This is a genomic window from Sphingomonas sp. PR090111-T3T-6A, from assembly GCF_000383095.1.
In the GTDB taxonomy this organism is placed as follows: Bacteria; Pseudomonadota; Alphaproteobacteria; order Sphingomonadales; family Sphingomonadaceae; genus Solisphingomonas.
Map to the genome: position 1 here is coordinate 166,046 of NZ_AORL01000021.1, position 24,110 is coordinate 190,155.

At 69.4% G+C, this 24,110-nt stretch carries 20 protein-coding genes; 14 read left to right on the forward strand and 6 right to left on the reverse strand.

The genetic code is table 11. From position 1 onward, the window contains the following. Window positions 1-26 precede the first annotated feature (26 nt). The 4 genes from ligA (at window position 27) to ST3T6A_RS0110900 (ending at window position 7,085) form a co-directional block, all read left to right on the forward strand. On the forward strand, window positions 27-2,141 hold the full coding sequence (ligA, locus tag ST3T6A_RS0110885; RefSeq protein ID WP_019832954.1) for an NAD-dependent DNA ligase LigA: 2,115 nt from the start codon (window positions 27-29) through the stop codon (window positions 2,139-2,141). A 67-nt stretch (window positions 2,142-2,208) separates the two neighbouring features. Beyond that, the gene (phhA, locus tag ST3T6A_RS0110890) at window positions 2,209-3,078 is read left to right on the forward strand and encodes a phenylalanine 4-monooxygenase (RefSeq protein ID WP_026359620.1); all 870 of its coding nucleotides are present in this window, start codon (window positions 2,209-2,211) and stop codon (window positions 3,076-3,078) included. A 53-nt stretch (window positions 3,079-3,131) separates the two neighbouring features. Further along, complete coding sequence (dnaE, locus tag ST3T6A_RS0110895; protein ID WP_019832956.1) at window positions 3,132-6,680, forward strand: DNA polymerase III subunit alpha; 3,549 nt, start codon at window positions 3,132-3,134, stop codon at window positions 6,678-6,680. A 66-nt stretch (window positions 6,681-6,746) separates the two neighbouring features. Then, window positions 6,747-7,085 carry a DUF962 domain-containing protein gene (locus tag ST3T6A_RS0110900; RefSeq protein WP_019832957.1) on the forward strand — a complete coding sequence of 113 codons (339 nt, stop codon included), beginning with the start codon at window positions 6,747-6,749 and terminating at the stop codon, window positions 7,083-7,085. Between the two features lie 4 nt (window positions 7,086-7,089). Here ST3T6A_RS0110900 and ST3T6A_RS19935 read toward each other — a convergent pair whose 3' ends face one another. Then, complete coding sequence (locus ST3T6A_RS19935) at window positions 7,090-8,178, reverse strand: PA0069 family radical SAM protein (RefSeq protein WP_019832958.1); 1,089 nt, start codon at window positions 8,176-8,178, stop codon at window positions 7,090-7,092. Window positions 8,179-8,231: 53 nt separating this feature from the next. Here ST3T6A_RS19935 and ST3T6A_RS0110915 point away from each other — a divergent pair, with 53 nt between their 5' ends. Both ST3T6A_RS0110915 and ST3T6A_RS19940 read left to right on the forward strand, forming a co-directional pair. Beyond that, window positions 8,232-8,570 (forward strand): VOC family protein, encoded by a 339-nt coding sequence (locus tag ST3T6A_RS0110915; RefSeq protein WP_019832959.1) that lies wholly within the window; start codon window positions 8,232-8,234, stop codon window positions 8,568-8,570. Window positions 8,571-8,641: 71 nt separating this feature from the next. Then, window positions 8,642-8,953, forward strand: coding sequence for a hypothetical protein (locus ST3T6A_RS19940; RefSeq protein WP_019832960.1), 312 nt, complete (start codon window positions 8,642-8,644; stop codon window positions 8,951-8,953). A gap of 129 nt (window positions 8,954-9,082) precedes the next feature. Here the strand turns inward: ST3T6A_RS19940 and moaB are convergent, their stop codons facing one another. Genes moaB through ST3T6A_RS0110935 form a run of 3 tightly spaced genes read right to left on the reverse strand, consistent with a single transcriptional unit; the run spans window position 9,083 to window position 12,191 of the window. Next, entirely contained in the window at window positions 9,083-9,610 is a 528-nt protein-coding gene (gene moaB, locus ST3T6A_RS0110925) for a molybdenum cofactor biosynthesis protein B (protein ID WP_026359622.1), read from the reverse strand. Next, a complete protein-coding gene (locus ST3T6A_RS0110930; RefSeq protein WP_235785780.1) occupies window positions 9,610-11,442 on the reverse strand; it encodes a lytic transglycosylase domain-containing protein in 1,833 nt (610 codons plus the stop codon). The genes moaB and ST3T6A_RS0110930 overlap by 1 nt, the downstream gene beginning before the upstream one ends. After that, on the reverse strand, window positions 11,439-12,191 hold the full coding sequence (locus ST3T6A_RS0110935) for a uracil-DNA glycosylase family protein (RefSeq protein WP_019832963.1): 753 nt from the start codon (window positions 12,189-12,191) through the stop codon (window positions 11,439-11,441). Before ST3T6A_RS0110935 ends, ST3T6A_RS0110930 begins: the two co-directional genes overlap by 4 nt. A 127-nt stretch (window positions 12,192-12,318) precedes the next feature. Here ST3T6A_RS0110935 and ST3T6A_RS0110940 point away from each other — a divergent pair, with 127 nt between their 5' ends. The 3 genes from ST3T6A_RS0110940 to ST3T6A_RS0110950 all read left to right on the forward strand — a co-directional run bounded on the left by ST3T6A_RS0110940 (window position 12,319) and on the right by ST3T6A_RS0110950 (window position 16,561). Next, complete coding sequence (locus ST3T6A_RS0110940) at window positions 12,319-13,971, forward strand: electron transfer flavoprotein-ubiquinone oxidoreductase (protein ID WP_019832964.1); 1,653 nt, start codon at window positions 12,319-12,321, stop codon at window positions 13,969-13,971. Window positions 13,972-14,054: 83 nt separating this feature from the next. Then, entirely contained in the window at window positions 14,055-15,716 is a 1,662-nt protein-coding gene (locus ST3T6A_RS22000) for a tetratricopeptide repeat protein (RefSeq protein ID WP_019832965.1), read from the forward strand. Continuing rightward, a complete protein-coding gene (locus ST3T6A_RS0110950) occupies window positions 15,713-16,561 on the forward strand; it encodes a 4-(cytidine 5'-diphospho)-2-C-methyl-D-erythritol kinase (RefSeq protein ID WP_019832966.1) in 849 nt (282 codons plus the stop codon). The genes ST3T6A_RS22000 and ST3T6A_RS0110950 overlap by 4 nt, the downstream gene beginning before the upstream one ends. On the opposite strand, the gene ST3T6A_RS0110955 is transcribed toward ST3T6A_RS0110950, so the two are convergent. Next, window positions 16,558-18,315, reverse strand: coding sequence for a DUF885 domain-containing protein (locus ST3T6A_RS0110955; RefSeq protein WP_019832967.1), 1,758 nt, complete (start codon window positions 18,313-18,315; stop codon window positions 16,558-16,560). The genes ST3T6A_RS0110950 and ST3T6A_RS0110955 overlap by 4 nt on opposite strands. 91 nt (window positions 18,316-18,406) lie before the next feature. Here ST3T6A_RS0110955 and ST3T6A_RS0110960 point away from each other — a divergent pair, with 91 nt between their 5' ends. The 5 genes from ST3T6A_RS0110960 to ST3T6A_RS0110980 are packed head-to-tail and all read left to right on the forward strand — an operon-like array spanning window position 18,407 to window position 22,935. Beyond that, window positions 18,407-19,150: an enoyl-CoA hydratase/isomerase family protein gene (locus ST3T6A_RS0110960; RefSeq protein WP_162140529.1), complete on the forward strand. Its 744-nt coding sequence runs from the start codon at window positions 18,407-18,409 to the stop codon at window positions 19,148-19,150. Then, window positions 19,147-19,920 (forward strand): N-formylglutamate amidohydrolase, encoded by a 774-nt coding sequence (locus ST3T6A_RS0110965; RefSeq protein WP_019832969.1) that lies wholly within the window; start codon window positions 19,147-19,149, stop codon window positions 19,918-19,920. The genes ST3T6A_RS0110960 and ST3T6A_RS0110965 overlap by 4 nt, the downstream gene beginning before the upstream one ends. Window positions 19,921-19,930: 10 nt before the next feature. Beyond that, window positions 19,931-20,320, forward strand: coding sequence for a hypothetical protein (locus tag ST3T6A_RS0110970; RefSeq protein ID WP_019832970.1), 390 nt, complete (start codon window positions 19,931-19,933; stop codon window positions 20,318-20,320). After that, a complete protein-coding gene (locus tag ST3T6A_RS0110975; RefSeq protein WP_019832971.1) occupies window positions 20,317-21,699 on the forward strand; it encodes a bifunctional ADP-dependent NAD(P)H-hydrate dehydratase/NAD(P)H-hydrate epimerase in 1,383 nt (460 codons plus the stop codon). Before ST3T6A_RS0110970 ends, ST3T6A_RS0110975 begins: the two co-directional genes overlap by 4 nt. A 42-nt stretch (window positions 21,700-21,741) precedes the next feature. Then, window positions 21,742-22,935, forward strand: coding sequence for a class I SAM-dependent RNA methyltransferase (locus ST3T6A_RS0110980; RefSeq protein ID WP_019832972.1), 1,194 nt, complete (start codon window positions 21,742-21,744; stop codon window positions 22,933-22,935). 73 nt (window positions 22,936-23,008) lie between these two features. Here ST3T6A_RS0110980 and ST3T6A_RS0110985 read toward each other — a convergent pair whose 3' ends face one another. Beyond that, window positions 23,009-24,070, reverse strand: a complete 1,062-nt coding sequence (locus ST3T6A_RS0110985; RefSeq protein ID WP_019832973.1) for a 1,9-bis(guanidino)-5-aza-nonane synthase — start codon at window positions 24,068-24,070, stop codon at window positions 23,009-23,011. Window positions 24,071-24,110 lie beyond the last annotated feature (40 nt).

Consider the following 24,110-nt stretch of genomic DNA (forward strand, 5'->3'; position numbering starts at 1 on the left):
GGCGGCGCTGACGTAGCGCTCAGGCCATGACAGCGCCTGATCTCTTCGCCGCCGAAACCACCGCCGCCGAGCGCCTTGCCTTTCTCGCCGCCGAGATCGCGCGGCACAATCGCCTCTACCACGACCAGGACGCGCCCGAGATTTCGGACGCCGAGTACGACGCCCTGATGCGAGAGAACAACGCGCTGGAGGCGCAATATCCGCATCTGATCCGTGCCGACTCGCCGTCGAGGCAAGTGGGTTCGGCGCCCACCGGCCATCTCGCCAAGGTCGCCCACGCGCGACCGATGCTGAGCCTCGACAATGCCTTCGCGGACGAGGACGTCGAGGAGTTCGTCGCACGCGTCCGCCGCTTTCTGGCGCTGCCCGACGATGTCGAGGTGGCCATGACCGCCGAACCGAAGATCGACGGCCTGTCCTGCTCGCTGCGCTACGAGAAGGGGCGGCTGGTGCAGGCGGCGACGCGTGGCGACGGCAGCATCGGCGAGGATGTGACGGCCAATGTCCGCACCATCGGCGAGATACCCGAGATGCTCCACGGCGAGGCCCCCGATGTGTTCGAGGTGCGCGGCGAGGTCTATATGTCCAAGGCCGATTTCGCCGCCCTGAACGAGAAGCTCGCGGGCGAGCGTGTCTTCGCCAATCCGCGCAACGCCGCCGCCGGCTCGCTCCGCCAGAAAGACCCGGAGGTGACGCGCGGCCGTCCGCTACGCTTCCTTGCCCATGGCTGGGGCGAGGCCTCGGCGCTGCCCGGTACGACGCAACTGGAAGTGATGGAGGCGATCCGCGGCTTCGGCCTGCCTGTCTCGGATGCACTGGTCCGCTGCACGAGCGCGAAGCAGATGCTCGATCACTATCGCAGCATCGAGGCACAACGCGCTGATTTACCGTTCGATATTGATGGCGTGGTCTACAAGGTCGATCGCTTCGACTGGCAGCAGCGGCTGGGGCAGGTGGCCCGCGCGCCGCGCTGGGCGATCGCGCACAAATTCCCGGCCGAGCGCGCGCAGACGCTGCTCAAGGCGATCGACATCCAGGTAGGCCGCACCGGCGCGCTGACGCCGGTCGCCCGGCTGGAGCCGGTGACGGTGGGCGGCGTGGTCGTCACCAACGCGACGCTCCACAATGCCGACGAGATCGAGCGTCTCGGCGCGCGGCCCGGCGACCGCGTCGTCCTCCAGCGTGCCGGCGACGTGATCCCGCAGATCGTCGAGGTGCTGACCCGCGACGAGGAGCGCCCGGCCTTCGACTTCCCGCATGTCTGCCCCGAATGCGGTTCGGCGGCGGAGCGCGAGGAGGGCGAGGTGATCTGGCGTTGCACCGGTGGCCTCATCTGCCCGGCGCAGCGCGTGGAGCGGCTGATCCATTTCGCCTCGCGCCATGCCTTCGACATTCGCGGCCTCGGCCTCGTGCGCGTGGAGGAGTTCTTCAAGGACGGGCTGATCGCCTCGCCGGCCGACATCTTCCGGCTCAGGGACCGCCGCGACGAACTGGTCGCGCGTGAGCGACTCGCCGATGTTTCGGTCGACAATCTGCTGGAGGCGATCGAGGACAAGCGCCGCATCCCGCTCGACCGTTTCCTCTTCGCGCTCGGCATCCGTCACATCGGCGAGGTGACGGCCCGCGAGCTGGCGCGGCGCTATGCGAGCTACGATGCCTTCATGGAGATGATCGACAAGGCACTGGATACGCGTAGCAATTTCGTTCAGGCGATCGGCGAGACGGACCGCAAGTTCGAGATCCGCCGCCTGAAGGAGTTGGTCAACGCCATCGGCACGCGCGACATCGGGCCGGAGGTGGCCGAGGCGCTGCTCGATTTCTTCGCCGAGCCGCACAACCGCGATGTCGTCAGCGATCTCGCGAACGAGCTTGCCATCGAGGATGTCGTCCACGAGACGCTCCAGTCCGAGGTGTCGGGCAAGACGGTGGTGTTCACCGGCAAGCTCCTCACCATGTCGCGCGACGAGGCCAAGGCGCAGGCCGAGCGGCTGGGCGCCAAGGCGGCCGGATCGGTCTCGAAGGCGACCGACCTGGTGGTGGTCGGCGCAGACGCGGGCTCCAAGCTTAAGAAGGCGCAGGACCTCGGCATCAAGGTCGCGACCGAGGAGGAGTGGGCGGCGATCGTGGCGGCGGCGGGCTGAGCATTCCGCTCGACGGATATCCGATCAGAAGACTCGCAAAATCCGTATCCAATGTTACCTTCTGCATATGGCTGAGCATGTATTGGATTGCCCGCCCGAGGGCGCGGCGGCGGACTGGACGATCCCGCAGGACTGGGCGGCCTACACCGCCGAGGACCATGAGACGTGGGATATCCTCTTCGCGCGCCAGTCGAAGCAGCTTCCCGGCCGCGCGGCGGATGCCTTCCTGCGCGGGCTGGACGTGCTCAAGCTCTCCAAGCCCGGTATCCCGGACTTCGAGGAACTGTCCGAGCGGCTGATGAAGGCGACCGGCTGGCAGGTCGTGGCGGTGCCGGGGTTGGTGCCGGACGACGTGTTCTTCGATCATCTCGCCAATCGCCGCTTCGTGGCGGGTAATTTCATCCGCCGCCGCGATCAGCTCGACTATCTTCAGGAGCCGGACGTCTTCCATGACGTGTTCGGCCATGTGCCGATGCTCGCGGACCCGGTGTTCGCCGATTATATGCAGGCCTATGGGCAGGGCGGGCTGCGCTCGCTCGGCTTCGGATCGCTGAACAAGCTGGCGCGGCTCTACTGGTACACGGTGGAGTTCGGGCTGGTGCGCGAGGGCGGCGATCTCAAGCTGTTCGGCTCGGGCATCGTCTCCAGCCATGGCGAGAGCGAGTTTGCGCTCGACGACCCGAGCCCCAACCGCATCCGCTTCAATCTGGAGCGCGTGATGCGGACCAATTACCGCATCGACGATTATCAGCAGGTCTATTTCGTCATCGACAGCTTCCAGGATCTGCTGCGCCAGACGCTGGAGACGGATTTCGCGCCGCTCTATGCGCGGCTGGCGGACTTGCCCGATCTCGGCCCGGCCGATCTGCTGCCCGAGGACGAGATCATCACGCACGGCACACAGGCCTATGCGATGGAGCGCGCCGGCGCGGCCTGATCGAAGGCCTCGTTCCGCTTTCCAGAATCGCTTGGCGGACGCATAGTCGGGCGATGTCTTCTACGCCGTTCGTACCTCTCCGCATTTTCACCGCCTTCACCATGCTCGAAGGCGCGATCGATCCCAAGGCGCTCGCCAAGCAGGCCCGCAAGCTGGGTTTCCCGGCCGCCGGCATCGCCGACCGCAACGGGCTCTATGCGGCAATGGCCTATTCGGTGGCGGCGAAGGGCGAGGGCGTGCAGCCGATCGTCGGCACGCTGCTCGCGGTGGCGCGGCCGGCGGATTGCGGCGGCGCGGAGCCCGGCAAGCCGCCGGTGATCGACTGGTTGCCGCTCTATGCGCAGGACGCGACGGGCTATGACAATCTCTGCGCGCTGGTGTCGGCGGCGCATCTCGGTCGCCCGGTGGAGGAGGATGCGCATGTGCCTTTCTTCGCGCTCGAAGGACGGACGGACGGGCTGATCGCGCTCACCGGTGCGGGCGAAGGCGCGCTGGCGCGGCTGCTGGCGGGCGGGCAGGCGAAGCACGCCGCGCTCTATGCCGACCGGCTTCAGGCGCTGTTCGGGGATCGCCTCTATATCGAGCTGGCGCGGCGCGGAGACGCGACGGAGGAAGCCGCCGAGAACGCGCTGATCGACCTGGCTTATGCCCGCGATCTTCCGCTGGTGGCGACCAACCCGGCCTGCTTCGCGGACGCCTCCTTCCATCAGGCGCACGACGCCATGCTCTGCATCGCGGACTCGGCCTATGTCGACAGCGAGGAGCGCCGCCGCTCCTCCCCCGACGCGTGGCTGAAGCCTGCCGACGAAATGGTGCGCCTGTTCGAGGATCTGCCCGAGGCCATTGCCAACACGCTGGTCGTCGCCCAGCGCACCGCCTTCGCCGCGCCGAAGCGCAAACCCATTCTGCCCAGCCTCGCCGGAGACCGCGAGGGCGAGGCGAAGATGCTCCGCGACGACAGCTACAAGGGCCTGCTCGCCCGGCTGCGCTTCGCCGACGAGAGCCTCGCCCATGCCTCCGACGAGGAGGTCGAGGCCAAATATCCCGAGTATTTCGAGCGGCTTGCCTTCGAAGTCGACATCATCGTCGGGATGGGTTTCCCCGGCTACTTCCTGATCGTCGCCGATTTCATCAAGTGGGCGAAGGATCACGACATCCCGGTCGGGCCGGGCCGTGGCTCGGGCGCGGGCTCGGTGGTGGCGTGGGCGCTCACCATCACGGATCTCGATCCGCTGCGTCTGGGGTTGCTGTTCGAGCGCTTCCTGAACCCGGAACGCGTGTCGATGCCCGACTTCGACATCGACTTCTGCGAAACCCGGCGTGGCGAGGTGATCCGCTACGTCCAGCAGAAATATGGCCGCGATCAGGTCGCCCAGATCATCACCTTCGGTAAGCTCAAGGCGCGCGCCGTGCTGAAGGACACCGGCCGCGTGCTCCAGATGAGCTACGGGCAGGTCGATCGGCTCGCCAAGCTGGTTCCTAACCATCCGACCGATCCCTGGACGCTCGATCGCGCTCTCAATGGCGTTTCCGAGCTGGTCGCCGAATATGATCGCGAGCCCGAGGTGAAGCGGCTGCTCGACCTCGCCCGCCAGCTCGAGGGCTTCCCGCGTCACTCCTCCACACACGCCGCCGGCGTGGTGATCGGCGACCGTCCGCTCGACCAGCTTGTGCCGCTCTATCGCGATCCGCGCTCGGACATGCCCGTCACTCAGTTCGACATGAAGCATGTCGAGGATGCGGGCCTCGTGAAGTTCGACTTCCTCGGCCTGAAGACGCTGTCTGTGCTCCAGAAGGCCGTGCAGATGCTCGCCAAGCGCGGCATCGAGGTCGATCTCTCCAAGATCGCGTGGGACGACCCGGCGGTGTTCGAGCTGCTGATGTCCGGCAACACGGTGGGCGTGTTCCAGCTCGAATCCGAGGGCATGCGGCGCACGCTCTCGGCGGTGCGGCCGACGACGTTCGAGGACATCATCGCGCTCGTGTCGCTCTACCGGCCCGGCCCGATGGACAACATCCCGACCTTCGGCGCGCGCAAGAACGGGCGCGAGGAGGTGGAATATCCGCACGCCCTGCTCGAGCCCATCCTGAAGGAGACCTACGGGATCTTCGTCTATCAGGAGCAGGTGATGCAGGCCGCGCAGATCCTCGCGGGCTATTCGCTCGGCGGCGCCGATCTTCTGCGTCGCGCGATGGGCAAGAAGATCAAGGCGGAGATGGACCAGCAGCGCGCGATCTTCGTGAAGGGCTGCGCCGAGCACAACCAGATCCCCGCCGACAAGGCCAATGTATTGTTCGACTTGATCGACAAGTTCGCGGGCTATGGTTTCAACAAGAGCCACGCGGCGGCCTACGCGCTCGTCGCCTATCAGACGGCGTGGATGAAGGCGCATCACAAGCCGGAGTTCTTCGCCGCCTCGATGTGCTTCGACATGGCGCAGACCGACAAGCTCTCGATTTTCGTCGATGACATGCGGCGCATGGAGGTGCCCTGCCTGCCGCCTTCGATCAACCATTCGGAGGCCGAGTTCACCGTCGAGCAGGGCGAGGGCGGCACGCTCGCTGTCCGCTACGCGCTGGGCGCTTTGAAGGGTGTCGGCGAGCGGGCGATGGAGGAGCTGTGCGCCGAGCGCGTGCGCGGCGGCCCCTTCAGGACGCTGGAGGATTTCGCCGACCGTATCGACCCCAAGCTCCTCAACCGCCGGCAGATCGAGAGCCTGGCCGCCGGTGGGGCCTTCGAGCCGCTCGGCCATGAGCGCGCCACGTTGGTCGCGGCGGCGGAGACGATCCTTGCGCACGCCAATCTCGCCGCCGAGGCGCGCACCAGCGGACAGGGCGGCCTGTTCGGCGGCCCCGCCGACGTGCCCCCGATCCGCCTGCCCGAGGGCAAGGCCTGGTCGATGGCCGAGACGATGGCGGCCGAGAAGGATTGCTTCGGCTTCTATTTCTCGGCGCACCCGACCGATCGCTATCGCCATCTCGCGCAGGCCCATGGCGCGCGGACCTTCGCCGAATGGTGCGAGCTGCCCGCCCCGGCGCAGCAGGCGCCCGACGATCGCGGCCGCCGCCCCGCGGCGCCGACCTATTCGATGGCGGCGCTGATCGAGGATGCCCGTTGGCGCACCTCCGCGCGGGGACGGCGCTACATGATGGCGACCTGCTCGGATTCGTCCGGCCAGTTCATCGCGAGCTGCTTCGACGACGATATCTCCGCCAAGATCGAGGAGATCGGCAAGGAGAATGGCTGCGGCCTGCTCTCGGTCGAGCTGGACCGCAAGCCGGGCGAGGAGACGCCACGCGTCACCATCCGTAACGTCCGCCCGTTCGAGGGCATGACGACGGCGGCGCGGCTGCGGCTGGACGTGACGCTGGCCGATGCGAGCGGGCCGGCGGCGCTGGCGGCCTTGCTGGCGAACGCGCGCGGCGGGCGGGGCGAACTGCATATCTTCGCCGGCCTGCCGGGCGGCGGCCATGCCCATCTCGTCGCTGGGCGGGACTTCATGTTCGACGCCGAGCTGGCCCAGCAGGTCGAGAAGCTGCCCGGCATCGCCGCGGTGCAGCTCGTGCCGATCGAGGCGCCGAAGCTCGCGCTGGCGGGCTGAGCGGTTAGGCTAAAGGCGGGGGCGAAGGGGCTCGCCTGACGGCTTCGGCGGGTATAGTCTGCCGCCATGGCACGGATCAGGAGCTTCGCGGAGTTCTGGCCCTATTATCTGCGCGAGCATGCGCGCGCGGGCACGCGGGCGTTGCATTATGCGGGGACGAGCCTCGTCCTGCTGCTGTTGATCGCGGCGCTGTGGACCGGCCATCCATGGCTGCTCGTGGCGATGCCGGTGGCGGGATATTTCTTCGCCTGGGTCGGCCATTTCGCGGTGGAGCATAACCGGCCGGCGACCTTCACTTATCCTCTATGGTCGCTGGCGGCGGATTTCGTGATGTACGGCTATTGGATCAGCGGCCGCCTCGGCCCGGAGCTGGATCGCGCCGGCGTCCCCCGCGCGCAAGCCTGAGCTCTCAGAACAGCGACATCTGCGTTCCCGGCAGCACGGGCGGCCGGAACAGATCGGTGCGAAGCTGGATACGGTCCCGCCCGAGCCCGTGCTTGCGGCAGGCGATGGCGACGCGCGTGCGGATCAGCTCCGCCCAAGGCCCTTGCCCGCGCATCCGGCTGCCGAAGTTCGGATCATTGTCCCGGCCGCCGCGGATCGACTGGATCGTGGCCATCACCTTGGCGGCACGATCCGGATGATGCGCCTCCAGCCAGGCGCGGAACAGCGGCGCTACCTCATGCGGCAGGCGGACGGGGATGAAGGACACGCTGCCGGCGCCGGCCTCGGCGGCGCGCTCGATCAGATGCTCGATCTCATGGTCGGTGATCTGCGGTACCACGGGCGCGATGGAGACATGGGCGGGGATGCCGGCGTCGGCGAGCTTGCGCACGGCGGTCAGCCGCCGCTCAGGATGCGGGGCGCGGGGCTCCAGAGTGCGCGCGGTCCTGGGATCAAGCGAGGTGACCGAGATCGCCACCGCCACAAGCCCGTCGCGTGCCATCCTGGCCAGAAGCTCGATATCGGAGAGAACCCGATCCGACTTGGTGGTGATCGTCAGCGGGTGGCGCGTCTCCGCCAGCACCTCCAGGCAGGCTCGGGTGATGCGGTAGCGGCCCTCGATCGGTTGATAGGGATCGGTGTTGGTGCCGAACGCGATCGGCCGGCATTCGTAACGCGGTGCGGCCAGCTCGCGGCGGAGCAGGTCGGCGGCATCGGGCTTGGCGAACAGCCTGGTCTCGAAATCGAGGCCGGGCGACAGGTCGTGGAAGGCATGGGTCGGCCGGGCGAAGCAGTAGATGCAGCCGTGCTCGCAGCCCCGATACGGATTGATCGAGCGATCGAAGGGCACATCCGGCGAGCGGTTGCGCGCGAGAATGGTGCGCGGTTTCTCGATCGTGACGGTGGTGCGCAGCGGCGGCGGATCGCCGTCCAGCGTAGTCCGCGCGTCGAGCCAGTCCCCGTCCGCCTCACGCGCAGGCAGGCCGAAGCGCTGGGGCCGGTCGTTGACCGTCGCGCCTCGCCCGGCGCGCTGCTCCGGGAAGCGAATCGCCATTGACAAATGGTAGCGCATCGATGAGAACAAAAAAAGAACATTGGAGGGTGGCAATGGCGCGCATCAACTATGTGGAGCTGCCGGTGGCCGATGCGGCGGCGTCGAAGGGCTTTTACGAGGCGGCGTTCGGCTGGCGGATGACCGGCTTCGGGCCGACCTATGCCGCGACGACGACGGGCGATGTGGACATGGGCCTCCAGGGCGACGCGTCCGAGGCGACGCGCGCGCCGCTGGTGGTGATCGAGGTCGAGGGGCTCGATGCGTGGCCGGCCAAGGTGGCGGCGGCAGGCGGCACAATCGTGCGGCCGATCTTCGCCTTTCCGGGTGGGCGGCGTTTCCACTTCACCGATCCGTCGGGCAACGAGCTGGCGGTGGTGGAGGCGGATCACTGAGGCGCCGCGCAACAATCTCCCCGGCTGTCTGTTCTGTATGTCGTGACGTGAACAGAACGAGAGGGAATGCCATGAAAAGGGCATGGATCGCGCTTCTGACGGCCTTGCCGCTGGCGGCCTGCGCGGGCGATTATTATGGCGGCCCCTACGGCTCCGGCCCGATCGCCTATGATGGCTTCTACGATGATTATTACGGGCCGATCCACGATGGCTATTGGGGCGACGGCGGCGTTTTCTACTATCGCCGGCACCAGAATGGGCGCTTCGTGGCCGACCGCAGCGGGCATTTCCGACATGATGCCGGTTCCGGTGGGCCGGGCCATTTCCATCCCATGCACGGCAATTTCACGCCCCCGCCGCAACGTGGCCATCATCGGCATTGAAGCTGAGAAGGGGCCGAAGGGCGGAGGATCGGGCGGTCCTAAGGTGGGCCGGCTTTCAGTCTGAGCTTCCATCCCGGCCTGCTTGCGATGGCGGCGGCGGAAACCCGTTCCGGCGAATGCCGATCCGCCCTAGCGCTCGCGAAGGCGCGGCATGAGTTCGACGAAATTGCAGGGCTTGTGGCGGATGTCGAGCTGGCTGGCGAGGATGTCGTCCCAGCCGTCCTTCACGGCGCCGGTCGAGCCGGGGAGCGCGAAGAGATAGGTGCCGCCCGCCACGCCGGCGCAGGCGCGGGACTGGATCGTCGAGGTGCCGATCTTGGCGTAGCTGAGCCAGCGGAAGAGTTCGCCGAAGCCGGGGATCTCCTTGTCCCACACGCGGGCGAAGGCTTCCGGGGTCACGTCGCGGCCGGTGACGCCCGTGCCGCCCGTGGAGATGACGCAGTCCACGTTCGGATCGGCGATCCAGCCGAGCAGGCGCTCGCCGATCCGCTCGGCATCATCCTTCTCGATGGCGCGATCGGCGAGGATGTGGCCGGCCGCCTCGATCCGCTGGACCAGCGTGTCGCCGGAGCGGTCGTCCGCCGCGCTGCGCGTGTCGGAGACGGTGAGGACGGCGATGCGGACGGGCCGGAAGGGGATGGAGGCGTCGATCGGCATCAGTTGGCGCGCGCGGGTGCGGGCACGCGCGGAAGTGCGGCCGGCGCGCTCGTGGTGAAGCCCGCGCGAGGGCCGGTCTGCGCGCCGGGGAAGCGCGGCCATGCACCCTGCGCCAGCGCCTTGAGGCTGGCGGCCTTCTCGCCGGACTGGCGCTGATACATCCAGTAGTTGCGGAGCACCGTCGTCACATAGCCGCGCGTCTCGGCATAGGGGATGCTCTCGATATAGAGCAGCGGATCGCTGTCGGCGCGGGTGGCGATGTTCCAGCGGGCGACGGCGTTGGGGCCGGCATTATAGGCGGCGATCACCTTGGGTAGCAGCCCGCCGGTGCCCGCCGCATCGCGGAGCTGCTCCAGATAGGCTTGCCCATAGGCCATGTTGACCTGCGGCGAGGCGAGCGCGCCATGATCCGCCACCACGCCGCCACGCTTGCGGTCGACCAGGTCGGCGGTGGTGGGGAGCACCTGCATTAGCCCGCGCGCGCCGGCAGGGCTGACGGCATCGGTACGGAAGCGGGATTCCTGGAGGGTGTGGGCGAAGACCAGCGCCTTGTCGACCTGCCAACCGCCCTGGGGCACCCAGTTGGGCGCGGGATAGCGCGCGCTCGCCTCGACCCGCTCGCCGGCGGGGAGGTTGTGCGCGAGCCAGATCTGCGTCGCGGGGAGGTCGAGCCGGGCGGCGAGGTGGAGCAGCGGCTTATGGTCGCGATCCTCGCCGATCCGCGCCTGCCAGCGCAGCATTTCGTCGGCGAGGCCATATTCGCCGATCTCGGCCAAGGCGGCTGCGCGGCGGACGTTGGGATGGGCGGAAAGCTGGGTCCATTCGGACGGTGTCAGCTTGGGCGCGGCGGCCGAGGTGGGCACCGCCATGCCGAGCAGGCGGGCGGCGATCAGGCCGTAGAAGGTCTCGGGGCTGCGGGCGGCGGCGCGCAGCTTCGCCTGCACCCGGTCGAAACGGCCGCACGCCATTTCGGCGCGCGCGGTCCAGAACAGGCCGGCGGCGCGCATCTCCTCGTCGCTGGCGTTGGCGCCGACGCGGGTGAAAGCATCCTCGGCGGACTTGCAGTCGTTGGTCCGCCACGCGGCGAGGCCTTGCACCCAGCTCGCCTGCACCGCCCAGTCGCCAGCCCCGCGTGCGGCGAGCGTGGCCAGGCGGGTGGCGTCCTTGTCGTCGCCGTTCAGATAATAGCTCCAGGCCACGCGCTGCTGCCATTCGGTGGCGGCTTCGGGGGTGAGCTGGGGTAGGGTGGTGTTGAGCAGCGTCTCGGCGTCGGCGGGCTTGTCGGCCTTGAGCAGGGGGCGGGCCTGCACCGAGAAGACGGCGGCGGCGAGATCGCCGGCCGTCGGCTTGGCGGCGATGCGGCGGGGGGCGCCGTTGACCCAGTCGAGATCGCGCGGGGACGGCAGCGTCGGCAGATCGCCGGGGCCGCGTTTCCGGGCAAGGAGAGCGAGTTGCGGCGCCTGCGGCAGGTCCGGCGCGGCGTTGAGGAGCGTGACCAGATCGCCCCGCTCGACACGGGGGCTGTTCTTGGCGAGGAAGAGTTCGGCCCGCGCCACGGGCGTCAGCACGCCGTCGCCGGCCGCCGCGAGCCCGGCCTGCGCATCCGACCAGCGGCCGTTGCGGAGCGCATCGAAGACGGCTGCATAGGTCTGGCGTTGCTGCGGGGTGAGCACGCTCCCGGAATTGGCGGCAACACTTGCGACATTGGGCGGCGGCGGGGCGAGCAGGGTAGGCGGCGTGCCGGCGGCCGCCGTCGGCGTCGAGGTCTGGGCCACCAACGCGGTCGACGAGGCCAGCGCGAAGGCCAATCCGAGGAAGGGCCGCAATGTCACTGGGCGAGCACTCCGAGCAACAGCCGCATGTCTGCCCAGGCTGCCCCCTTGAGGGCAGGCATCCGGCGCAGATGGCGGGGATGGAAGGTGGCGATGGCGGGCACGCTGCCCTCGTCATGCTGGACCATGCGCAGGCCGCCCCGGCTGGAGAGCGCATCCGGGCCGATCAGCCAGCGGGCAGCCTCGTCGCCGAACAGGATCAGCGCCTTGGGCTTCGCGAGCGCGATATGGCGGCGCATCAGGCGGGCCAGCGCTTCGCCCTGCTTCTCGTCGATTCGGCCGGCGATGCGCGCGGGGGAGAGTGGTGCGGTATAAATCCGCGCGCGGTCGCGCCCCATGGCGGCGAGCATCGCATCGAACAGCCGGCCGGTCTCCGCGCCGAAGAGATGGCCGGCCTCGCCATCGCCCGGATCGGGCATGTCGGCGACGATCATCAGCTCCGCGCCGGCCGCGCCGGAGGGGCCGACGCGTCGGCCCGGCGGGGCGGCGTTCGGCATGTAGCTGCCGGTCGCGAGCAGGGTTTGGAGAGCTTCGATCGTGTCCGGCAGGCCAGCGGGTTCCGGCGCGGCGGCCGGTGCGGAAGCCGGCGCGATGGGAGCGGTCGCCGCCATCTCCAGGCGCGGCGGCGGCGGGGCCAGCCAGTCGCGCGTTGCGTCGTCGGCGAGGTTGTCCACGCCCGCGTCCGCCCACCAGCCGAGCGCGCTCGCGATCACGTCGCGAAACCGATGATCCCCCCCGTCGAGCATCATTTAGCCCATGGACCGAGGTTGACGCGGCCGTCAATCTCGGGGCACGCGCAATCTGGTCAAAATGGTATCGGATTGCGCCGATACGTCATTCCCGAGGGGAATGGCGGGCGAACGGGGAGGAGTGGTGATGTCGGAACGCGAATCGATGGCCTATGATGTCGTCATCGTAGGCGCGGGCCCCGCGGGTCTGGCCGCCGCGATCCGGCTGAAGCAGCGCGCCGAGGCGGAAGGGCGCGAGCTTTCCGTCTGCGTGCTGGAGAAGGGCTCCGAGGTCGGCGCGCACATCCTGTCGGGCGCGGTGGTCGATCCGATCGCGCTCAACGAGCTGATCCCCAACTGGAAGGAGCTGGACAGCCCGCTTACCGTGCCGGTGGTCGAGAACCATCACTGGGTGCTGAGCAAGGGCGGCAAGTGGGAGATGCCCCACTTCATGATGCCGAGCTTCATGAACAACAAGGGCACCTACACGGTCAGCCTCGGCAATCTCTGCCGCTGGCTGGCGGGGCAGGCCGAGGCGCTGGGCGTGGAGATATTCCCCGGCTTCGCGGCGGCCGAGATCCTGTTCGACGAGGACGGCGCGGTGAAGGGCGTCGCCACCGGTGACCTCGGCATCGCGAAGGACGGCACGCACAAGCCCGATTATCAGCCGGGCATGGAGCTGCACGGCCGCTACACCTTCTTCGCCGAGGGCGCGCGCGGGCACCTGACCAAGGAGTTGAAGCGCCTGTTCGAGCTGGAGCGCGATTGCGATCCGCAGGTCTACGGCATCGGCCTCAAGGAATTGTGGGACATCGATCCCGCCAAGCATGTGCCGGGTCGCGTGATCCACACGCAGGGCTGGCCGCTCGATGATGCATGGGGCGGCGGCTTCATCTATCATCAGGCGAACAACCAGGTCGCGATCGGCTTCGTCGTCGCGCTGGATTACAAGAACCCGTGGCTCTCGCCCTTCGAGGAATTCCAGCGCTGGAAGCAGCACCCGGAGGTCCGCGCGATGCTCGAAGGCGGCCGCCGCGTCTCCTACGGCGCGCGCGCGATCAACGAGGGCGGCTGGCAGTCGGTGCCGCGCCTGATCTTCCCGGGCGGCGCGCTGATCGGTTGCTCGGCCGGTTTCGTGAACGTGCCGCGCATCAAGGGCAGCCACACCGCGATGAAGAGCGGCATGCTCGCCGCCGAGGCCGCCTATGACGCGATCGTCGCCGATCGGAAGCAGGACGAGCTTTCCGCCTACCCGGAGACGCTCAACCAGAGCTGGATCGCCGATGAGCTGAAGCTGGTCCGCAATGCCGAGCCCGCCGTCTCGAAGTTCGGCGGCACGATGGGCACGCTCGTCGCCGGCGTCGACATGTGGATGCGGCATCTCAGGATCGGCCTGCCCTTCACGATGAAGCACAAGCATGCCGACAATGAGACGCTCTGGCAGGCCAACCAGCAGAAGAAGATCGTCTACCCGAAGCCGGACAATGTCATCAGCTTCGACCGGCTCTCCTCGGTCTTCCTCTCGGGCGTCAATCATGAGGAGGACCAGCCGGTCCACCTGACGCTCAAGGATGCGTCGGTGCCGATCGAGGTGAACCTGAAGCTCTACGAGGCGCCAGAGCAGCGTTACTGTCCGGCCGGGGTCTACGAGATCGTGGGCCGCGAGGAGAATGCGCCGCGCCTCCAGATCAACGCGCAGAACTGCGTCCACTGCAAGACCTGCGACATCAAGGACCCCACCCAGAACATCAACTGGGTGGTGCCGGAGGGCGGCGGAGGCCCGAACTATCCGAACATGTGACAGGCTTCGCTTGCCTCGGCCGGCGGGATCGGGAAAGAGTGAGGAAAGAGGGGCCTGAACCACTCGTGTCGAGTATGTCACCGATGAGCTTTACCCGCCCCGTCCTTCTGGCTGCGATCGCCGCGCTGGCGATCGCGCCCGCCGCTTCGGCCGACACGCCGCGCCATACCCGCAGCGCGATCGCGGACTATGTCCATGCCCGCGTGGCGGACGATCTCGGCCAGCTCGACGTGGCGGCGGCCGGTTTCGCGGCGGCGGCGGACGGGAATCCGGGCAACACCAGCCTCGCGCTCCGCGCCTTCCGCCAGTCGGTAGCGGCGGGCGACATGACGCTAGGCCTGCGCATGGCGCACCAGCTCGATGCGAGTGGATCGTTGCCGCCGGACGGCACGCTGCTGCTGCTCTCCGAGTCGGTTGCCAAGCGGGACTGGAAGCAGGCGAAGGCGCTGACGGATCGTGTCGACCGCGAGAAGCTCTTTTCCTTCCTGTCGCCGGTGCTGCGCGCCTGGATCGCGTTCGGCGCGAAGCAGGGCGATCCGGTGGCCCTGCTCGATGCCGGCGGCGCGACCGGCCTCGCCGAAACCTATGCGGCCGAGCAGCGCGGGCTATTGCTGATCGCGGTCGGCAAGGAGACGGCGGGTGTCGCGGCGTTGGGCGCGCTCCAGCTTCCCGATGGCGGGCGTTCGGCGCGGCTGAGGATCGCGGCCGCGGCGGCGCTCGATCAGCGGCATGAGCGGGACGCGGCCCTTGCGATGCTGACCGGCGACTGGCCGGCCATCGCGCGGGCACGGGCGACACTCACCGCGCATCACAAGCTGCGCGGCGCCGTGGATACGCCGGCGACGGCCATCGCCGAGCTGTTCGTGCGCGTGGCGGCGGACATCAACAAGCAGCAGGCGGCGCCGCTGGCGCTCCACTTTGCGCGGGTCGCGACGCTGCTCGCGCCGGACGACAGCGCGGCGTGGCTGGTGACGGCGAGCATCCTTTCGGCCGGCGGGGCGCAGGATGCGGCGCTCGACGCGCTGGGCCATACCGTGCCCGACGATCCCTTCACCAGCACGATCCGCGATGCGCGGCTGACCCTGCTCGTTCGCGCGGGCCGTACCGATCAGGCGCTGGCGGAAGCCCAGTCGGCCACCACCGCGCCGGAGGCCGGCAGCGGCGACTGGTCGCGGCTGGCCGATCTCTATGCGGGCAATCATCGCCCGGCCGATGCCGCCGCCGCTTATGGCCGCGCGCTGGCGCTGGCCGGCGGGGACAAGGCGCCGCCCGAGGTGGCGTGGCCGCTGCTGCTTCAGCAGGCGAATGCGCAGCTTGAAGCGGGCGACTGGCCGGCCTCCAAGGCTTCGGCGTCGCGCGCCCTCGCTCTGGCGCCGCGTCAGCCGGCGGTGCTGAACTTCGTCGGCTATTCCGAGATCGAGCATGGCGAGAATCTGGATGGAGCCTCCGCGCTGATCGCACGGGCGAGCGCGCTGGCGCCGGATGATCCCTCCATCTCGGATTCGCTCGGCTGGTCCTGGTATCTGCGCGGCGACCTGGAGCGGGCGATCCCGCTGCTGGAACGCGCCGCTCAGGGCGCGCCGGCGGAAAGCGACATCAACGAGCATCTGGGCGATGCCTATTGGAAGGCCAACCGGCGGCTGGCCGCGCGCTATGCGTGGCGGGCGGCGCTGGTCGCGGCCGATGGGGAGCAGGCCACCCGTCTCAAGGCCAAGATCGATTTCGGACTGACGCCCAAGCCGTGAACCAGCGTCCTTCGGCCGAGACGGCCTATGCCAAGATCAACCTCGCGCTCCATGTCCGCCGCCGCCGACCGGACGGCTATCATGAGCTGGAGACGCTCTTCGCCTTCTGCGCGGGCGGGGACCGGCTGACCGCCGAGCCCGCCGACACGCTGTCGCTCGCCATCGGGGGGCCGTTCGGGGAAGGGCTGTCGGCGGGGCCGGACAATCTCGTGTTGCGTGCGGCCGAGGCATTGCGGCAGGCGGCGGGCGTGACGACGGGCGCGGCGATCCGTCTCGACAAGCGGCTCCCGGTGGCCTCCGGCATCGGCGGCGGCTCGGCGGACGCGGCGGCGGCGCTGCGGCTGCTGGCGCGGCTGTGGGGCGTCGAGGTGGCGGACGCGGTGCTGCACGACATCGGCGCGGCGCTGGGCGCGGACGTGCCCGCCTGTATCGCCTCGCGCGCCTGCCGGGGCGAGGGGCGGGGCGATGCGCTCGATTTCCTCGACGAGGGCGCGCTGGCAGGGGTGCCTGTGCTGTTGGTCAATCCGCGCGTGCCGGTGCCGACGGGGCCGGTGTTCCAGCGCTGGGACGGTATCGACCGGGGCGAGCTGGCGTCGGGCGACCCGTTGACGGCGGCCCTCTCGGGGCGAAACGACCTGGAGCCACCCGCGCGTGCGATGCAGCCTGTGATCGCCGATGTGGTCGAGGCGCTGGCCGCCATGCCGGGCGTGGTTCTGGCGCGCATGTCGGGCTCGGGCGCGACCTGCTTCGCGTTGTATGAGGGCATCGCCGCGCGCGATGCCGCCGATGCCGCGATCGCGGCGGCTCATCGCGACTGGTGGCGTCTGGCGACGACGCTCCGCTAGGCGAGCGCGGCCTCCACCATCGCGAAAGGGCGCGGCCCTGCGTCCAGCACGGTCGCGTGGAAGCTGTGCACATCGAAACGGCGGCCGGTTGCCGTCCGCGCATGGTCGCGCAGCGCAAGCAGCCGGTGGAGGCCGAGCGTCGGGCTCACCGCCTCGCCGGGCAGCGCCATGATGCGGTCGATCGCACCACCCTGCGGAGCGCCGGTCATCTGCGTCATCTCCGCCTCGGCCTGCTCGCGCGTCCAGCGCTGGGCGTGGACGCCGATGTCCGTCACCAGCCGCGCGGCGCGCAGCAGTTCGTCGGAGAGGCGGGCGATGTCGCCCCACGGGTCGCGGGCGAACAGGCCCTGCTCGGCGGCGAGGCGCTCGGCATAGCAGGCCCAGCCGGCGCTGATCGCGGACCATGCGCCCATCCGGGCGAGCAGGGGGCGCTCCTTCGTCGCGCGGCTTGCCTGAAGGTGGAGGCCCGGCAATCCCAGATGATAGGCGAGCGGCGGCACCCCCGGCATGGGCAGCGCGTGGACGGAGCGCGTGTCCAGCCACAGCGCGGCCGCGCGGCTGCCGTCGATCGCGGCGGGCATGTAGAAGGAGCCGCCGACGGTCCGCAGCCCCGCTTCGGGCAGGGGGCGAATATCCAGCGGTGGCGTGTCGCTCGCCGGCACCAGATGCGGCAGGACGGCGCGTGCCGCGTCGATCCGGGCCTGCGCGGCCTGGAGCAGCGAGGTGCGGCCGCCCTCGTCGTCGCTCTCGATGAACTCGGGGTGGGCGGCGAAGGCAGCGGCGACCCGATCCGCGAGGCTGCCCTTGTGGAGCCCTCGCAGCGTCAGCCGCCGATCGAGCAGCCCGGCGATCCGCGCCACCTCGTCCCGGCCGAACGCCTGCGAATCGGCGAGGCTCATCGCCGTGTCCCCGGCGCGGGCGACGTTGGCGGCGTGGAGCGCCTCGCCGTCCTTCTGCGCCCACAGGCCGATCTCGGGGCGCCCGCGGCGGGTCAGCGCGGCCGTGGTGTCGCGGAGCATGGCCATGGCGGGCTGGACATGCTTCTCGATGGTCAGCGCCGCCTGCCGGGTGGCCGCCGCTCGCTGATCGGCGTCCGCGATCCGCTGGCCCAGCGCGACCACCAGCGGATGCCGCTCGGCCGGCACCAGAAGGAAGGCGTCCATCTGCGGCAGTGCGGCGCGGCTGACGGCGGCGGGAGGCACGCATCCGGTCGACTCGTCCGCCCGCATCGCCTCCGCGACACCCAGCAGCGCGGTCCCATAGACGTCCAGCCGTGCCTGCCATGCATCGATGGCGGCAGGCGTCGTGACATCCTGCATCAGCCGCATGGAGGTCGGTGTCGAGACGTGCGGGCCGGAAAAAGCGGTGGCGAGGTAAGGCTGGTGGATCGCGGCCAGCGGATCGTTGCGGCCATAGGAGACATCCGCGCTCGTCATGGTGGCGTCGAGCTGGGCGCGCACGGTCGCGGTCTGCGCGTCGCAGCCCCCGGCCGGGATCATCGCCCGCGCGCCCGCGACCGCCAGCCTGAGAGCGGCGCGCCCGTCCGGCGACCAGTCGTCACAGCGCCGCGCTGCCGGCCCTCCGGCGGATGCTTCCAGCAGGCCCGCGGTCACCGCCGCCTCGGGCAGCAGCGACAGGATGGGGGCCGTCACCGTGTCGAGGCCGGCCGGCGGCGTAGGGCAATGGGTCTCCACGTCCGCCGCGAACGCCCGCGCCGGGCCGACAAAAGCCACGCCCGCCGCCAGCATGGCCATCGCTTCGCGCCGCGTCTGTCCTGCCACCGTACCGATACTCCGATTACTGTCACGCATTGCCCTCGTGACATTCGGCGAGGCCCGCGACAATATGGTGCCCATGTTCAGGCTCGAAACGGACGGCCCCGTCGCACGAGTCGTGATCGAACGGGGCGAGAAGCGGAACGCGATCCCGATCGCGGGCTGGAGTGTGCTGGAACGCGTCGTCGGCGAAGCCGCGGCGTCCGATGCCAGACTGGTGGTCATCACCTCGTCTGACCCGGAGAGTTTCTGCGCGGGTGCGGACCTGTCGGAATTTCCGATGCTGATGGAGGATGTGCGCAAGCGACACGTCTTCCGCGGCGCGATGGCGAGCGCGCTGTCCCGCATCCGGGCGGTCGGCAAGCCGACGGTGGCGGTGATCGAGGGTGGGTGCTTCGGCGCGGGCGTGTCGCTGGCCAATGCGTGCGACATGCGGATCGCTGGGCCGAGGGCGAGCTTCGCGATCACGCCGGCACGGTTCGGCATCTCCTATCCGCAGCCGGATCTGGCGCGGCTCGCCGAGCTGGTCGGGCCGGGGCAGGCGGCGCGTCTCGTTTACGGCGCCGAGACGATCGACGCCGCCGAGGCCCATCGCATCGGGCTGGTCGAGATGATCGATGCGTCGGATCGGATCGGCGAGAGCATGATCGGCCGCATCGCGAGCAACGCGCCCTACAGCCTGTGCGCGCTCAAGGCGACGCTGGCGGGCCGCTGGGGCGTTGACAAGCGCTTCGACGACGCCTTCGCCTCGCCGGACTTCGTCGAGGGCTTCAAGGCGTTCAAGGCCGGCCGCAAGCCCGATTTCGCCGGATGACGGCAGAGACCGGGGAAGCCTGGCAGGCGATCGGCGCGGAACAGGCGATGGGCGGCATGGTCATCATTGCCGACCATGCTTCCTCGCATGTGCCCGAGGATGTGGATCTCAGCATCGCGGCGGACGTGCTTACCCGCCATGTCGCGGTCGATATCGGCGTGGCGCCGCTGGCTGAGGCGTTGTGCGAGGCGCTTGGCTGCGATGCGATCCTCGGCGGCGTGTCGCGCCTGGTGTGCGATTTCAACCGCGAGGAGGGGGCGCCCGGCCTTTTCCCCATCGCCAGCGACGGCATCGCCATCCCCGGCAACGCGCTGGACGAGGCGGCGCGCGAGGCGCGGCTGACGCGCTTCTTCCGCCCCTATCATGACGCGGTGGCGGCGCGGATCGCGCGGGCCGAGCCGGCTTTGCTGATCTCGCTGCACAGCTTCACGCCTCGGCTCGAGTCGCATCCGGATCAGGCGCGCCCGTGGCAGATCGGCATCCTCTACAACGAGGACGAACGCGCGGCGCGTATCGCCATCCCGCTGCTCAAGGCGGCGGACATCGTGACCGGCGACAACGAGCCCTATTCGGGCCGTATCCTCAACGCGACGATGAACCGTCACGGCGAGGCGGCGGGCCTTCCCTATCTCGGCATCGAGGTCCGGCAGGATCTGATCGGCGATGCGGAGGGCGTGGCGCTCTGGGCGGAGCGGCTCGCGCCGGTGATCCGCGCGACGTGGGAAGCCATGGCGACGAGCGGACATGACGCGGCCCGACGCCTTGCGTAAGGAGGGCGCCATGGCCCGTCCTCTTCTCCTTGCCCTGCTGTTCCTGACCCCGCTTGCGGCGTGCGACAAGGCGCCCGGCACCGGCTCGACCGGGCAACCGGCTGCCACGACCGCGCCAGCGGGCATTCCCTGCGCCATCCATGGCGCCAAGGCCTTCGCGAACGGCTGCTCGGTGGAGCGCAGCACGACCGAAGAGGGGCTGGTGCTGGTCCTCCATCATCCGGATGGTGGTTTCCGCCGCCTGCTGGTGACGACCGACGGGCGCGGCGTGGTCGCGGCCGATGGGTCGGAGCAAGCCAGCGTCTCGGTGGCCGGGCCGGGCATGATCGAGGTGGCGATCGGCGAGGACCGGTATCGCCTTCCCGCGACCGTGAAGGGGCAGGCGCTGCCGGAGCGATGACCGGCCGCCCGATCCTGACCGCCGCCGAAACCCGTGCCGCGGAAGAGGCGGCGATGGCGCGCGGCGTCTCCGTGTCCGAGTTGATGCGGCGCGCGGGCCGCGCGGTGGCGGATATCGCCTGGGATCGCTTCGGGCCATTGGAAACGCTGGTCGCTTGCGGGCCGGGCAATAATGGCGGCGACGGCTATGTGATCGCGACGCGCCTGCGCGAGCGCGGCGTGAAGGTGCGCGTGGGGGCGAGCGCTCCTCCAAAGACGGACGCGGCTCGGGAGGCCCGCGCGGCGTGGGGCGGCGCGGTGGAGCCTCTCTCCGATGCAGCTCCGGCTGCGATCTTCATCGATGCTCTCTTCGGCACGGGGCTGACGCGAGCGCTCGCTGATGAGATCGCTTCGCCCGCGCGCCGGCTGATGGAAGCGGCGCGCCATCGCGTTGCGGTCGACTTGCTGAGTGGAGTGAGCACGGATGACGGCGCGGTGCTGACCGGCCTGCCGCCCGCGCATCTCACGGTCGCGTTGGGGGCGCTCAAGCGGGCGCATCGGCTGATGCCGGCGGCGGCGTTATGTGGCTCGGTGGCGGTGGCCGACATCGGCCTCGATCTCCTTCCCGCCGCGGATATCCCGCGCGAGATCGCCCGGCCGCGCCTGCCGGGTCCGGGGTTCGAGAGCCACAAATATAGCCGCGGCAAGGTGCTGGTCGTGGCGGGCGCGATGCCGGGGGCGACGCTGCTCTCCGCGATGGCGGCGCAGCGGGCGGGGGCTGGTTATGTCGAGTTGCTCGGCAATCCCGGCGAAGCACCGCCGCACGCTTTGGTCCGCCGCGCATGGGACGACGCGGCGTTGCGAGACGAGCGGATCGGCGCGATCATCGTTGGGCCGGGGCTGGGCAGCGATGCCGAGGCCGAGCGACGGCTGCGTCTCGCGCTCGATACTGGCAAGCCGCTGGTGCTGGACGCCGATGCCCTGACACTGCTCGCTCGGCAGGGGGCAGAACGGGTGGGAGTCCCGGCGGTGCTCACACCCCATGCCGGGGAATTTCAGCGGTTGTACGGCGATGTGTCCGGCTCGGCGCTCGACAAGGCACGCGAGGGTGCGCGGCGGTCCGGTGCCGTGGTGCTGCTCAAGGGCGCCTGCACCGTCGTCGCGCATCTCGATGGACGGGCGGCGATCGGAGCGCCTGCGCCGGCCTGGCTGGCGAGCGCGGGGACGGGGGATGTGCTGGCCGGCATCCTCGGCACGCTGCTCGCGCAGATGGCCGATCCCTTCGAGGCGGCGCAGGGCGCGGTGTGGCTGCACAGCGAGGCGGCGCGGCGTGCGGGGCCGGTGCTGATCGCGGATGACCTCGTCGCGCATCTGCCGAACGTGGTGGCGGACTGCCTCTGAGCTTGCCGGGAGAGGCGAAATGCGGGAAAGCGCGCGCGCCTTATGACTGACGATCTCATCCTCCGCCTCGCCGCGCGCGGTGACGGCATGACCGCCGATGGCCGTACCATCCCCTTCGCGGCCCCCGGTGATCGCGTATCGGCCGACGGCTCGATCGCGCCCGGCCCGCACCACCAGACGCCGCCCTGCCGCCATTTCCCGACCTGCGGCGGCTGCACGCTCCAGCATGTCGATGACACGGCCTACAAGACCTATCTGATCGAGCGCGTGGCCGGCGCACTGGCGACGCAGGGGTTGAAGGCGGAGATCGGAGCGCCGCATCTCTCCGCGCCGCGCACCCGACGCCGGGCGTCGCTCCGGGCGGAGCGGTTCGGGAAGAAGATTCTGCTCGGCTTCAACGAGGGGCAGAGCCGCAAGGTCGTCGATCTGAGCGAGTGCTGGATTCTCGCGCCGGAACTGTTCGCGGTGATCCAGCCTCTGCGCGGTCTGCTCGCGAAGTTCCTTGCCGACAAGCGGACGGCGGGCGTCGAACTGGCGCTGACCGATCAGGGGATCGACCTGCTGCTCTCCGGCTTCGAGGCGGAAGGGCTCGCCGCGATCGAGGCAATCAACGACTTCGCGCAGGCCCACCGCCTCGCCCGCGTCTCGATCGACAGCGGCTATGGCGCCGAGGCACGCTGGGAGCCGCGGCCGGTGACGGTGACGCTGGGTGGCGTTGCGGTGGGATTGCCGGCGGGGGGCTTCCTCCAGGCGACGGCGGACGGCGAGGCGGCGCTGCTTGGCGGCGTGCGCGAGGGCGTGGGCGACGCGAAGATCATCGCCGATCTCTTCGCGGGACTCGGCACGTTCGCGCTGCCGCTCTCCACCTCTGCGCGGGTGCTGGCGGCGGAGGGAGCGCGCGACGCGATCCTCTCGCTCAAGGCGGGCGCCGCGCGGGCCGGACGGCAGGTGGTCGCCGATCATCGCGACCTCTTCCGCAGGCCCTATACCGCCGCCGAGCTATCGCGCTTCGATGCTGTGGTGCTTGATCCCCCGCGCGCGGGGGCCAAGGAGCAGGCGGCGGAACTGGCGAAGGCGGAGACGAAGCGCATCGCCTATGTCTCCTGCAACCCCGCCACCTTCGCGCGCGACGCGAGGATGTTGGTGGACGGCGGCTGGCGGCTGGAGTGGGTCCGTCCGGTCGGCCAATTCCGCTGGACGACGCACGTGGAGCTGGCGTCCGCCTTCACTCGCTGAGGCTTGGACACGAAAAAGGGCGCCGACCGCGAGGCCGGCGCCCTTTTCTTCACCCCGCGAAGGGGCCCACCGATCAGTCGTCGGCGAACATCTTGGCGAACGCGCGCTTCTCGCGGTTGCGCCAGTGACCGCGGTGGTAGGCGTCGGAGGCCAGCAGCGGCATCACCGAGGTCGCCTCGGCATAGACCATCTGCTCGAGCGCGGTCGAAACCTTGCCCCACGAAGCCGCTTCCTGCAGCGTCGAGGACGAGCAGGCGCCGTCGCGCACGTCGGCGACGGTGATCTGCACGGCGTACTTGTGGACCTCGACATCGTCATGGCCGAGGATCTCGGCGCACACCACGGTGTCCTGCACGAAGTTCTTCGGCACGCCGCCGCCGATCATCAGCAGGCCGGTGGTGCCCGCCTTGATCTTGATGTCGGTCAGCTCGCGGAAGTCCGCGATCGAGTCGATGGTGAGGTAGGGCTTGCCCGCCTTCATCGCGTCGACCTGATGCTTCACGAGGCCGAAGCCGGCCGACGAGTCGGTGAAGGCCGGGCAGAAGATCGGCACGTCATGCTCGAAGGCGAGCTTGACGAGGCTGTTGTCCTTCTTGCCGTGCTGGGTCAGGTAACGGCCCATCTCGCGGATGAAGGCGCGCGAGCTGTACGCCTTGACCGGCAGGCTCTCGGCGATCTCGAAGATGGTGTGGTCGACGTTCTGCAGCGCCACTTCGTCGATGTACGTATCGTAGATACGGTCGATGTAGAGCGAGCGCAGCGTGTCGTCGTCGGGGATTTCCTTGGCCTGATAATGCTTGTGGCCGAGGCCTTCGAAGAAATCCATGTCGACGATCGAGGCGCCGGTGGCGACCACCGCGTCGACCATGTTGTTGCGGATCAGCTCGGCATAGAGGTCCATGCAGCCGCCGGCCGAGGTCGAGCCCGCGATCACCAGCACCACCGAGCAATCCTTGTCGGCGAGCATCTGGTTGTAGATGTCAGCAGCACGGCCGAGATCGCGCGAGGTGAAGCTCATCTTCTTCATCGCGTCGACGATCGGGCGCGCGTCGAAGCTGGTGATGTCGACATGCTCGACAACGGTGGAGAGCAGCTCCGCCTTGCGGGTGTCGTTGATCGGGCTTTCGGTGTTCATAGGGGCACTCCGCGAATGCATAGAGTCGGCCCGACGCAGG

Coding starts and splice junctions, on each gene's coding strand:
- ligA (WP_019832954.1), top strand. CDS start 27: ATGACAGCGCCTGATCTCTTCGCCGCCGAAACCACCGCCGCCGAGCGC.
- phhA (WP_026359620.1), top strand. CDS start 2,209: ATGGCTGAGCATGTATTGGATTGCCCGCCCGAGGGCGCGGCGGCGGAC.
- dnaE (WP_019832956.1), top strand. CDS start 3,132: ATGTCTTCTACGCCGTTCGTACCTCTCCGCATTTTCACCGCCTTCACC.
- ST3T6A_RS0110900 (WP_019832957.1), top strand. CDS start 6,747: ATGGCACGGATCAGGAGCTTCGCGGAGTTCTGGCCCTATTATCTGCGC.
- ST3T6A_RS19935 (WP_019832958.1), bottom strand. CDS start 8,178: ATGGCGATTCGCTTCCCGGAGCAGCGCGCCGGGCGAGGCGCGACGGTC.
- ST3T6A_RS0110915 (WP_019832959.1), top strand. CDS start 8,232: ATGGCGCGCATCAACTATGTGGAGCTGCCGGTGGCCGATGCGGCGGCG.
- ST3T6A_RS19940 (WP_019832960.1), top strand. CDS start 8,642: ATGAAAAGGGCATGGATCGCGCTTCTGACGGCCTTGCCGCTGGCGGCC.
- moaB (WP_026359622.1), bottom strand. CDS start 9,610: ATGCCGATCGACGCCTCCATCCCCTTCCGGCCCGTCCGCATCGCCGTC.
- ST3T6A_RS0110935 (WP_019832963.1), bottom strand. CDS start 12,191: ATGATGCTCGACGGGGGGGATCATCGGTTTCGCGACGTGATCGCGAGC.
- ST3T6A_RS0110940 (WP_019832964.1), top strand. CDS start 12,319: ATGTCGGAACGCGAATCGATGGCCTATGATGTCGTCATCGTAGGCGCG.
- ST3T6A_RS22000 (WP_019832965.1), top strand. CDS start 14,055: ATGAGCTTTACCCGCCCCGTCCTTCTGGCTGCGATCGCCGCGCTGGCG.
- ST3T6A_RS0110955 (WP_019832967.1), bottom strand. CDS start 18,315: ATGGCCATGCTGGCGGCGGGCGTGGCTTTTGTCGGCCCGGCGCGGGCG.
- ST3T6A_RS0110960 (WP_162140529.1), top strand. CDS start 18,407: ATGGTGCCCATGTTCAGGCTCGAAACGGACGGCCCCGTCGCACGAGTC.
- ST3T6A_RS0110965 (WP_019832969.1), top strand. CDS start 19,147: ATGACGGCAGAGACCGGGGAAGCCTGGCAGGCGATCGGCGCGGAACAG.
- ST3T6A_RS0110970 (WP_019832970.1), top strand. CDS start 19,931: ATGGCCCGTCCTCTTCTCCTTGCCCTGCTGTTCCTGACCCCGCTTGCG.
- ST3T6A_RS0110975 (WP_019832971.1), top strand. CDS start 20,317: ATGACCGGCCGCCCGATCCTGACCGCCGCCGAAACCCGTGCCGCGGAA.
- ST3T6A_RS0110980 (WP_019832972.1), top strand. CDS start 21,742: ATGACTGACGATCTCATCCTCCGCCTCGCCGCGCGCGGTGACGGCATG.
- ST3T6A_RS0110985 (WP_019832973.1), bottom strand. CDS start 24,070: ATGAACACCGAAAGCCCGATCAACGACACCCGCAAGGCGGAGCTGCTC.